We start from the raw sequence: 12,024 nt of genomic DNA, 5'->3' as shown, positions 1-12,024 counted from the left end.
AGTTTTTTACACCCAACCCTGGCATGAAAATAAGTACCTTCGGTTCATAATGGTAATGACACAAACAGGATGTAAGACGTGGCTTTTTTTGGTGGCTTTGACCCTGTAAAATAAACTGTTTGAGTGAATTTGGTGTTCAACCCTTTGTTAGCTCCACTTGATAGTAGGATGACTACGTACAGAAAAATGCTTATCTTCAAATTCACTCACTGTTTGTGATCTTAATGAATCGGAGTGATTTCATGGAAGTATTTATTGAGAAGTGTGCAGGTTTAGACGTACATTCAGAAACGATTGTAGCTTGTGTTATTAAAGGTAATCATGAAGACGAAATGTATATAGAGACCGAAACATTTCCAACACTCACAAAAGATTTATTTAGGCTTTTAAAATGGTTAGAGGGACATGAAGTTACACATATTGCAATGGAAAGTACGGGTGTGTATTGGAAACCTGTATTTAACATCTTAGAAGATTTCTTTGATATCACGTTAGCTAATGCCCAGCGAATTAAAAATGTACCCGGAAGAAAAACAGATGTTTCAGATGCAGAATGGATAGCGAAGTTATTACGTCATGGTTTGATAGAAAAGAGCTTTGTTCCCCCTGTAAATATTCGTGAACTCCGAGATTTAACGAGACTACGTAAAAAGTGGATTAGTCATTTAGTTTCAGAGAAAAATCGAATCCAAAAGGTATTAGAATGTTCAAATGTCAAACTAAGTACAGTAATCTCGGATGTATTTGGTGTATCAGGTCGAAAACTATTAAATCGATTAATTGAACAAGGCTATGTCGACGAAACGGATGTAGAAAAAGATATTCATGGGAAGTTGATTCCGAAAAAGCAATGGATTACAGATTCCTTATTTGGAACAATAAATGAGCATCAAATCTTCTTGATTCGTCAGTCCTGGCAACATATTCAATACTTAGAAACCTTAATTTCAGAAATCGAAGAACGGGTGGATCAACTACTTCAAAATTATCAAGAAGAACTACAGTTGTTAATTACCATACCAGGAATAAGTAAAGATACTGCAGCTGTAATTATTGCAGAAATAGGAGTAGAAATGGAACAGTTCCCGACATCTCAACATCTTGCATCATGGGCAGGAGTTTCACCAGGGAATCACGAAAGTGCTGGGAAAAGGAAGAGTACACGTACAGTGAAAGGAAATCCTCATATAAAATCCGCTATGTGTGAAGCAGCGTGGGCTGTTTCAAGAAGTCGAAATCGATGGCTGGCAAACAAATATTGGTCATTAGCAGCACGAAGAGGAAAGAAAAAAGCACTCGTTGCGATCTCGCATCGAATGCTTCGGGTTATTTACTCCATGTTATTAAACAAGGAGCCTTATAAAGAACCCCAAATGTCATAACTTAACCAAAACCAAAAAGTAATATACAAAGTTACCCCACAACAGGTAGCTCTGCTTTCTTATTGGCTTTTTTCGGTCAATTTAAGAATAAACATATTTGATTAATAGTATTCAAAGACCGAAGGGATTAATTATTTTCACAGAAAAAAGCAGGCGTTTTGGGCGTCTGCTTTTTTTAAGATGGTTTTTCAAACGCAACGGTATAATGTGATACATTCTTACAAAAAATGATATTAAATTAATAATAAAATTCACATATCTAATTAAAAAGAATGTATTAGAAATTGTACAGATATTAATAGCCAAATAAGAATTAATTTATGTTACAATGTTTGCGAGATATTATCATTACTAAAATTAAAGAGGCGATATCTATGGCTGAAAATTTAAATCTTTTTACTTCGACACAAGATGTAATTAAAGAAGCATTAAATAAACTGGGTTATGACGAAGCGATGTATGATTTATTAAAAGAACCTCTTCGTATGCTACATGTTCGTATTCCGGTGAAAATGGATGACGGGACTACGAAAGTATTCACTGCATACCGTGCTCAACATAACGACGCTGTTGGACCAACAAAAGGTGGGGTTCGTTTCCACCCAATGGTAAGTGAGGACGAAGTTAAAGCGCTTTCAATGTGGATGACTTTAAAATGCGGTATTGTTGATTTACCTTATGGTGGAGGGAAAGGCGGAATTATTTGTGACCCTCGCCAAATGTCAATGGGTGAACTAGAGCGTTTGAGCCGTGGTTATGTACGTGCGATTAGTCAAATTGTTGGACCAACTAAAGATATCCCTGCTCCAGACGTATTTACGAATGCTCAAATTATGGCTTGGATGATGGATGAATATAGCCGCATGGATGAATTTAATTCACCAGGCTTTATTACAGGTAAACCAATTGTACTTGGTGGATCTCAAGGACGCGATCGAGCAACAGCTGAAGGTGTAACAATTGTTATTCAAGAGGCAGCAAAAAAACGCGGAATCGATATTAAAGGTGCACGCATTGTTATTCAAGGCTTTGGGAATGCAGGAAGTTTCTTAGCGAAATTTATGAGCGATCTTGGTGCAAAAGTAATTGGTATTTCAGATGCTTATGGTGCACTGCACGATCCAAATGGCTTAGATATTGACTACTTGCTTGACCGCCGCGATAGTTTCGGAACTGTAACTACATTATTCGAAAATACAATTACGAATCAGGAATTATTAGAATTAGATTGTGATATTTTAGTGCCAGCTGCAATTGAAAATCAAATTACTGTTGATAATGCTCATGATATTAAAGCTAGTATCGTGGTTGAGGCTGCAAATGGCCCAACAACTGCTGAAGCTACAAAAATTTTAACTGAGCGCGGCATTCTATTAGTGCCTGACGTATTAGCATCTGCTGGTGGTGTAACAGTATCTTATTTTGAATGGGTACAAAACAACCAAGGTTACTACTGGTCAGCAGAAGAAGTTCGCGAAAAACTGTATAAAAAAATGGTAGAAGCTTTTGAAAATGTATACACTACTGCTACAACTCGCAACATTAACATGCGCCTAGCTGCATATATGGTTGGTGTTCGCCGTACAGCTGAAGCATCCCGCTTCCGTGGATGGGTGTAACAGTAGATAAAGCTTCCCTACAATGAGTTCTTTTGATTTATAATTGGACGAAAATTCAAAGTGCAGACAAAGTCAGAATTGATTTTGTTTGCATTCTTTTTTATTGTATAAAACATTTAGAAGTGACTTGTCACAATACTTTGAAAACATTTGTTAAATGGCATAATAACACCAAGCTTCTCAGATGTGAATGAAACACACTGGGCACTTATAGAAATTTGAAGAAGCAGCAAATTCTCATTCATACATTTTGGATGAAGATGGAAACGAATATCTTTATAATAAGGAATAAAATAAGTGACTATTTGAACCGAATCCATTTAAAAAAGAGGGGTGACCTAAACAATAAGTTTGGGTCACCTCTTTTTTATTATCCCTGATTTTTCCTGTAATACCGAGATACCTTTCCAAAAAAACGGTGGTAACCATAAATAACAGTTTTCTTTAAAATCTGATTAAGACTTTCCTAACTGAAGTGAAATCATTTGAAAAAGTGCAAACTTGGCCTCAAATTTTTATGTTTCTTAATTTATGAATAATATTAAGTTTTAAGTATATAAGTAATTAGTCGTTTTTTAAAAATTAAAAATAATATGTTAAAAGATTTATTTTTTAGTAATAAAAGATATTTATATGATAAATATACTTAATTAATAGTACAAAAATAGATTTCATTAGAAGTTATTCTGATTTGTTCAGAATTTGTTCAGACGTTTTATGTAAACTATCAGCGATATCAGTGTAAGAATGAAAGGAGCTTGTTTAATGAAAAAAGATACAGAACTGTATGACAAAATCTTTAAAACTGCAATGGCTACTGCAATGGCGACAAGTGCACTAGCAGTAACAGCACCAGATGTATCAAAAGCAAATACAGATGAAGATGTTTTTAAAGATGTAAAGACAACTTCTGATTACTATGAATATGTAAATGAATTATTTGAACGTGGTTTTGTTAGTGGCTATCCAGATGGTTCTTACAAACCGAATGGTCTACTAACACGAGCACATGCTGCAAAAATTTTAGCGTTAAACTTAGGATTAGATGTAACGACAGATTACCAAATTAGCTTTTCTGATGTGTCAAAAGGTGATTGGTACTACCCTTACATAGCAGCATTACGTGAAAATGGCATTATTGATGGTTTTGAAGACGGAACGTTTAGACCAAATACTCCAATTACCCGCAATCAAATGGCGAAAATATTAGTAAATGGTTATGGGTTACAGCCAACTTCGACAATTACACTACCATTTGAGGATATTTCTTCTTCGCATTGGGCAGCACCTTATATCCAAACATTATTTGACTTAGGAGTTACAATTGGTCAAACAGATACAAGCTACGGCGGCGGTGATACTGTAACACGTGCGAATATGGCAGCTTTTACTATTCGTGCTGAAAAGACTACAAACTATCGTGATAATCGCAAGCCTGATGCAAATGTTATTTCTTCAATTGAAGACAATAAAATAACAATTGATGGGCAAGTTTATTATATTGCGAAAGAGTTACAACCTCTTCTTCATGAACGCAATTTAACAGTTCTAAATGATGCGAATCTAGACTTTGTTAAAATCGGAACAAAGGTAGTGGGTATTAATAACGTTGAACTATTAAACAGTGGTACAGCTGAAAAACCACTAACATTAGATTTAAACGGTGGAACTGTCGAAGCAAATATTACTATTGCAGGCGATTATATAAATCTAGCAAATTCAAACATCACTGGAGATATCACAATAAAAACTGGTGATCAAAAACAAATAGAATTTAATAGCCTCAATTTAAATGGTCGATTAATAGTTGAGGGAGAAGAAAATCGAGAGCAAGATTCGGTTATTAAACTTACTAATACAACTACTGGTGAAATTGTTGTAAATCGTGATAAAACAAAAATTATTACTGACAACTCAACACCGTCTATTAATGTTGGTGGCAACGTTTCTGAAATTGAAGTTGCAGGAAAAATCAATGCTATTAACTTTAATGGCGACCAAGATGTCAAAGTAAATGGGACACTTGAAACGAACGAATTAACGATTGAAACACCAATTGATGTAACGCTTGCTAATAAAACACATATACAGCAAGTAGAGGTACAACAGTACGATGGTACGTTGATTGTTCCGCAAGATACTACTATTGATACACTTGTTAAACCTAAAAATATTTCAACAAGTGAAGCTGTTAAATATCCAACAGGTGGATCACCATCTATTGGTAATGTTACAGATATTTCAGATGTTACTAGACCTTCAACAGGTGGAGGCTCTTCAGGTGGAGGAAGAGATAAAGATAACGATTCTTCCGACAGATTTACTTCAAAAACAATCACAGCAAATAATGTTGTAGATGCAGAAAATGCTGACCCATTAGCTGTTGGGATGGTTGGTACTACAGTTACATCGGACAGTGCAAATGTAGCGATAGCTGAGCTGAAGGACGGCAAAATCAATATTGTTTCAAAAGGTCCTGGGACAGCAATCATTACGGTAAAAGAGGATGCACCTTCCGTAAGAGAAGCGCAAATTATTGTAACTGTAGATTCCAATGGGAATATTACCCATAAGATCAAGCGTCCAGTTGAAGTAGTACAGGATAAAATAAATGCAGAACCAACACCGGCTGCAGAAGATTTACTGAAGCTTTACGATGCAATAGGTCTTAAAGGAATTACAGCTGATAATGTCGACAATGTTACAGCAGCAGTGAAAGCGGCAATTAAGGACAAGGGTAAAGCATTAACAGAAGATGAGTTAAAACTAACAGTCGATGTTGCGTTATTACCTGAATCGATTAAAAAGGATAACCCAAGTCTTCAGCAAGTATCAACGCCACTTGATTTAATTACAGCAGGTCCAAATGGAACTGTATTTGATTGGGTTTCTGCAACACCTGTAGGGGATCATAGTGCAAGCATAAACCTTGAAAATGGAGAAGTAATTCTAGACAATGCTGATAATGTTAGTGATCAAATTAAATTAGGCGTTAAAGCATCTAACGGTACAGCTACAAAGGATGCTTCAATTGATACAGTAATTCTAGGAGCAGAACCACAATTACTAACAGTAAATAATGTGATTGATGCAGAAAATGCTGACCCATTAGCTGTTGGAATGATTGGAACAACTGTTACATCAAGTAATGAAAATGTAGCTACTGCAGAAATAATTGATGGCAAAATCAATATTACGGTAAACGTTGCCGGAACAGCAGTTATTACGGTAAAAGAGGATGCACCTTCTGTAAAAGAAGCACAGATTATTGTGACGATGGATGCAAGAGGTAACATTACTCACACGATTAAACGTCCAATTGAAGTAGTGCAAGATAAAGTAAGCGCAGAACCAGCTCCAACAGCAGAAGATTTACTGAAGCTTTACGAAGCTGTGGATCTTAAAGGAATTACAGCTGATAATGTGGATAATGTTACAGCAGCGGTGAAAGCGGCAATTAAGGACAAGGGTGAAGCATTAACAGAAGATGAGCTAAAACTAACAGTGGATGTTGCGTTATTACCTGAAACGATTAAAAAGGACAACCCAAGTCTTCAGCAAGTATCAACACCACTTGATTTAGTTACATCAGGTCCTAACGGTACAAGCTTTAAATGGAATTCGGCTACAAAAGTCGGAGAACATAATGCAAGCATTGACATTGGTAGTGGAGTAGTTACGCAAGATAGTGCTGATAACAATAATGACCAAATTACTTTAAATGTTACAGCAACAAACGGCTCAGCTACTAAGGATGCAACGATTGATACAACAATTGTAGAAGCGAATAAGCCGTACTTAGTGAGTGCTACTTTAAATGATGTAGATCTAGATGGCGACACTTCAGCGGGAGACAGTATTACCTTTGTCTTTAGTGAGCCAGTAGTGTACTCAGGGACTACAGAAGATCATCAAATTGATGAGCATCTATTTGGTCAAGATTTTGTCTTCGGAATGGGGGACGATGCATATCCAATTAAAGCAACTTGGTCAGATGATAGAACAACATTAACAATGACTATTGGTGGAGATACATCAAGTCCGAATGTATTTAAAGTTGGCTCTGCAATATCCCTAGTAGAAGGTTCAGTAAAAGATGCAAATGGTGGAGAAAGTATTACTAATCCAGTAACACTACAGCTAGAGCCATATGAATACACTATTGTTACTCCAAATTTAACTGGTGATTTCCACTATGTAGATGGAACTATTGTTAGTGAGGCTGCAGAAAAAGTAGCGAGTGCTATTACGGTTTCTCGATATGGTGTACCGGTAGAAGGTGTGGAATTTAGCTATGGTGCTGATGATGTAGCTTCTGGTACTATTGCTTCTGGCACATTTACATTAAAATCAGTAAATGTTACGAAAAATGGCAAAACAGAAAAAGTAACGTTTGCAAATGGAGAAACACTCAATGTAAGTACTACTACTATATTACGTGTGAATGATGGTGCAGAAGTAGCTAACGGTGTTAACCATTCACATGTAGTAAATGGTCTTGTAAAAATAATTACAGTGGATGATTCTGTAACAGATACGATTTCTGTTCCTAAAGTGACCCTAGCTAACCCAGTCATTATTGACGGTCAGAATAAATTGGTATTTTCTGGTGGGTTAGGGGTTACAGCAACTCAAAATGAAGTTTTATTGAAAAATCTAATGGTAACAGGTGGTTTTTCAGGCGCACAAAATGGAGATCGTGGACCAGTTTATATAAGTGGATCAGCAAAAGTTACATTTGAACATGCAACAGTTGATGCCCCAGCTTCGGGTGGTTATGGATATTCAGCGGTTCTATTAAAAAATGCTAATGCAAAACTAGTTATAAAAGATTCAAATATTTCGGTTCATTTTGCAAAAGCTGATAATCCTGCTTATTCTGCATATGGTATACGAGCTGATGCAGCGGGTGCTTCAATAGATATTATTAATTCTACAGTCTCATCAAATGGTGCAAATGGAGGTTCTAGGACTATTCAAACTGCCCAAGGTGCTACTGTAAATATTACTGATAGTAAAATAGATGTGGAAGTAAGTACTTACACTGATGTAGTATATGGAATTCGTCTAGGAGATGGCTCTAGTTTAACACTGAATGGCACAAATGAAATTAGTGTCACAGCTCCAAGTGCAGATGGATTTGGTATCGGAAATAATGTCAACTATTCAAATTTAAACGTTTCGGATACTACTGTATTTGATATAGATGCCGCGGCTTCTGGAAAAAGAAAAGCTCCGTATGAGTTTGATCCTGAATCTTTAGCAGCACTTGATAATGCATGGGCAAAAATTGATGAGAATTTAATTAAAGCTAATAATCCATCATTACAGGAAGTAATGGAGGCTTTAAGTTTACCAACTGATGTAGATGGCGTTTCAGTTTCATGGGCTGCTAATACAGTTGATGGTGCAACAATTAATGCTAATGGTACTGTTATTAGAAGCAACAACGATGATGCAGATGATGTGGTGACATTAACAGCAACACTTACACATAATGGTATGACGAAAACGAAAGATTTCCAAGTTACTATTAAGGAAAATAAAGTACCAACAATTGCTTTAGCAACATTAGTAGATAGTAATTCCGATGGAAAAGCTAGTATGGGTGAAAGTGTTGAGCTGACATTTAGTGAACCATTAACTTTCAGTGAATTATTTATTGGTGATCAAGAATTTAATCTGGAGTCAGGTGTTTGGTCAGAAGATAAAAAGAAGTTAACTGTTACTTTACAAAATGATATTACGACAGCTGATACAGTAACTGTAAAGGTAAATAACTTAGTAGATGCTGCCAACAATTCCATTGATGAAAGTCTAGAAGAATTAATAGTGCCAAGTGCAGTAGAAGCATTCAAAGTTTCTGATGTCACTATTACACAAAATGGTGCTGAGCCTATAACAGTAACACAACAAGGAATTTATAAGTTTTCTGTTGATATAAACCTTACTACAAATGGAGAAGGATTTGCTTTAGATGGAGTATATGTTGCTCAGGTAAGTGGTGGGGTTATGAAGAAAATTGAAACAGGGACTGCCATTGAAAAATATGATACAGTTTTAGAACTTGGTGGAAGCCCTTATACGGTTGTAACTGTAACAGAAAAGGTTGCAAGTGGAAAAGACCCGGTAATGACAAGAAGCATACGCTATCCGGGAAATACGTATAAAGCTGAGATAATTCAGCCAAGTTTAATCCCATCAGAAGGATCAGAGCAAATTGCTTCATTTACAATATCTGATGTAATTGAGCTGACAGGAACAAGTACGCGCAATCAAAGTGTTGCTATTACAGTTGGTGGAGAAGAAATAGAGAAAGTAGTCACTTTATCAAGTGGAATGACGGCTACTGACTTAGCATCAACTATTGCAACAGTGTTTTCCAATGAATTTGAAGGTTTCTCAATTTCAGCGGATGGAGCGGATGTCATCCTTACAGCTAATGAAAAAACTTCGGATGTAGCTATATCTGTACAATTAAAGTAATAAAACAATGAAAAAATTAAAATCATTCCAATGAATATTAGCCTGTTTATCAATTAAATTGATAAACGGGCTTTTAACCTATTTTAAGAAGAATAGTTTTAAATAGAATGGTAAGTACGTATTTATTTTAATATTACTATTTAAAAATAATAATTATTAAGGTAATTCTTTTAGGTATTTTTTTGTGTATTAGGATATTATTGTAATTCTTAATAAGGTGATATTGATTATTTGTATTTTGAAAAAATATACTAAACATTTTGCTAAATATTTAATATATTGTGGACGATAATATATGATATATAAATTTCTATTTGATCTATTTTTTAACATGATTTGACGCACAAAGTGAAAATTTATAAATATGACATGATAAGATACAAAAACTTTTATAGAAGATTTAACCAGATTAATATTGCTAACAATCCATAAGGGAAGCTCGAAAAGTTCAACAACTTAAAAAGAAGGTGAATTGAAAATGAATGTAATTTTAATCGATGATGAAAGATTGGCACTTGATTTATTAACTTCAATGCTAAAAGAAATTACAGAAGTTCCTATCACGATTAAAGGGGCATTTACTAACGTCCAAGATGCGTATACTTTGCTTGAAAAGGTTCATATTGATATTGTTTTTTTAGATATGGAAATGGGTGCTAATCACGGAATAAATGTGGCAAGTGAGTTTCTAAAATTAAATCCTAAAATACAAATTATTTTTATAACTGCCCACGCTCAATTCGCAGTTGATGCTTTTACTGTGGGGGTAACAGACTATCTAATGAAGCCAGTTCATAGAAAAAGACTACAAAAGGCACTTTTAAGGGCAAATGAATCGGTAAGCATTAGTGAAGAATTACAACCTGCAAAACAAGAGGCTGCAATGTATGCACGAACATTTGGAAGTTTTCAATTATTAGATGTCAATCAGCAAACTGTCAAATGGCGTACTAAAAAAGTACGAGAGCTGTTCTTATATTTATGGTTCCATCAGAAAAGACCTATATTAAATGTAGTCATTACAGAAACGCTTTGGCCAGACGTAGAATATGAAAAAGCGGCAACAAACTTACATACAACCATTTATCAGCTTAGAAAGCTGCTTAAACAAAATGGTATTGAAAACCCGATTCAACTTGTCAACAATCATTATCAATTTAATATCCGAATAAACAGCGATTATGATGAAATGTTAACTTTATTAGATCAGCCTTCACATAGTCTGGTGGATATTCAACAAATTTTAAATTTATATAGAGGTGATTTTTTAGAGGAAGAGGAATTGAATTGGGCTACCCAAACACAAATATTTATTAAACAAAGTGTTTTGCACATATTAGAATCATATGCCACAAGTGAAGATAGCACTAATTCACTATTAAAATTAAGTTGTTTGCAAAAAATGCTTGAATTAGATGAGTATAATGAACAATATATGTATTTACTTATGAAGTTTTTAGCAGAGCAAAACAAGAAAATAGAATTTATTCAATTATATGAACATATTAAGGAGAAGCTAGAACGAGATTTAGCCATCCCAATTCCTTATAAAATAAAGCAAGTTTATGAAGAATACATAATTTCGTTAGTATAATTATAAATATAAAATACGAAAAGTAGGTGGGGAAAAATAGTATCTAATTTTCTTCACCTGCTTTTTCGTTTTATGATTGAATAATTTTCTATTATTTGAATATGTCGAATTATAGAATATTATGTTCAGAAATTGTCCAGCTAACTTTTCTAAAATTAATAGTAAAAAAAGTTAGTTGGGAGGCGATTGGAAATGATAAATAAATTGTTAGAAGAACGTTTAATAAATCATGACAATGTCGAAAATTGTTTTTGTATTCAAAAGGTAGAGCTGAATAATAATATAGATGTTTTAGGATTAAAGGCAATTTCTATCGACATTGAAGATAGACAGATTGCAGTTGGTTATATAACTGGGGACATTATTTATTTTGTAAGTTTAGCACCAGGAAAAACAGTTGTTTCCCTGACGGACGGACAAAGTGAAGCTAGCATTATGTTATTGTACATCAGTCGGGCAAAATAGTTGCGGAGGTATCCCCTTATTTAGGAAAAGCGGACGTTGTTCCTGTTTACTATCGGGCTATTTTAGGCCAAACTGCAATTGCTATCGATTTAAAGGGGGCACTAAAAGATTATTTAATAAAACATAATCTAATGAATGAAGAAGACGACATAATGGAAGTGTATTATCAATCAATGCACCCGAACGTTCTACAAGATTCTATTGCAGGAAACTTTATATTAGGCAACCATATAGATGGTTTGCCTCTTACAAATAAACAAGAGTATGCATTAGCTAATCGAATAGCTACTTTGAAATTCTCCAAAATTAATTTACTTCAAAATGGTATGATATCTACATTATCACATCCGTTAACTTTAACTTTTTTGATTACTAATCAACTAGTTAAAGGTGGAGGCAAAATAACATAAAATTAGTGATGTGAGCTTGATTATTGTCTGTTTTCCGTATCAATTCTTTGCTTTTTTCAATCTAAACG

At 34.7% G+C, this 12,024-nt stretch carries 6 protein-coding genes; all 6 read left to right on the top strand.

Translation table 11 applies throughout. The features are described 5' to 3' along the window. Positions 1–242: 242 nt before the first annotated feature. The 6 genes from MKY04_RS15975 (at position 243) to MKY04_RS15950 (ending at position 11,956) form a co-directional block, all read left to right on the top strand. The gene (locus MKY04_RS15975) at positions 243–1,382 is read left to right on the top strand and encodes an IS110 family transposase (RefSeq protein WP_346234614.1); all 1,140 of its coding nucleotides are present in this window, start codon (positions 243–245) and stop codon (positions 1,380–1,382) included. A gap of 374 nt (positions 1,383–1,756) precedes the next feature. Beyond that, a complete protein-coding gene (locus MKY04_RS15970; RefSeq protein ID WP_126295404.1) occupies positions 1,757–3,001 on the top strand; it encodes a Glu/Leu/Phe/Val family dehydrogenase in 1,245 nt (414 codons plus the stop codon). A 765-nt stretch (positions 3,002–3,766) separates the two neighbouring features. Further along, positions 3,767–9,487 (top strand): S-layer homology domain-containing protein, encoded by a 5,721-nt coding sequence (locus tag MKY04_RS15965; RefSeq protein ID WP_346234698.1) that lies wholly within the window; start codon positions 3,767–3,769, stop codon positions 9,485–9,487. 478 nt (positions 9,488–9,965) lie between these two features. Continuing rightward, positions 9,966–11,081, top strand: a complete 1,116-nt coding sequence (locus tag MKY04_RS15960; RefSeq protein ID WP_126295402.1) for a response regulator — start codon at positions 9,966–9,968, stop codon at positions 11,079–11,081. A gap of 192 nt (positions 11,082–11,273) precedes the next feature. Beyond that, positions 11,274–11,546 (top strand): hypothetical protein, encoded by a 273-nt coding sequence (locus MKY04_RS15955; protein WP_246020422.1) that lies wholly within the window; start codon positions 11,274–11,276, stop codon positions 11,544–11,546. Between the two features lie 152 nt (positions 11,547–11,698). Continuing rightward, entirely contained in the window at positions 11,699–11,956 is a 258-nt protein-coding gene (locus MKY04_RS15950) for a hypothetical protein (RefSeq protein ID WP_346234697.1), read from the top strand. Positions 11,957–12,024: the final 68 nt, after the last annotated feature.

Source organism: Lysinibacillus telephonicus (genome assembly GCF_039654155.1).
Lineage (GTDB): Bacteria > Bacillota > Bacilli > Bacillales_A > Planococcaceae > Ureibacillus > Ureibacillus telephonicus.
This window is presented reverse-complemented; position numbering and strand designations above follow the sequence as displayed.

What these genes read in the sequence shown, in the direction of transcription:
- MKY04_RS15970 (WP_126295404.1), top strand. Translation starts at nt 1,757, where the DNA reads ATGGCTGAAAATTTAAATCTTTTTACTTCGACACAAGATGTAATTAAA.
- MKY04_RS15975 (WP_346234614.1), top strand. Translation starts at nt 243, where the DNA reads ATGGAAGTATTTATTGAGAAGTGTGCAGGTTTAGACGTACATTCAGAA.
- MKY04_RS15960 (WP_126295402.1), top strand. Translation starts at nt 9,966, where the DNA reads ATGAATGTAATTTTAATCGATGATGAAAGATTGGCACTTGATTTATTA.
- MKY04_RS15955 (WP_246020422.1), top strand. Translation starts at nt 11,274, where the DNA reads ATGATAAATAAATTGTTAGAAGAACGTTTAATAAATCATGACAATGTC.
- MKY04_RS15950 (WP_346234697.1), top strand. Translation starts at nt 11,699, where the DNA reads ATGGAAGTGTATTATCAATCAATGCACCCGAACGTTCTACAAGATTCT.
- MKY04_RS15965 (WP_346234698.1), top strand. Translation starts at nt 3,767, where the DNA reads ATGAAAAAAGATACAGAACTGTATGACAAAATCTTTAAAACTGCAATG.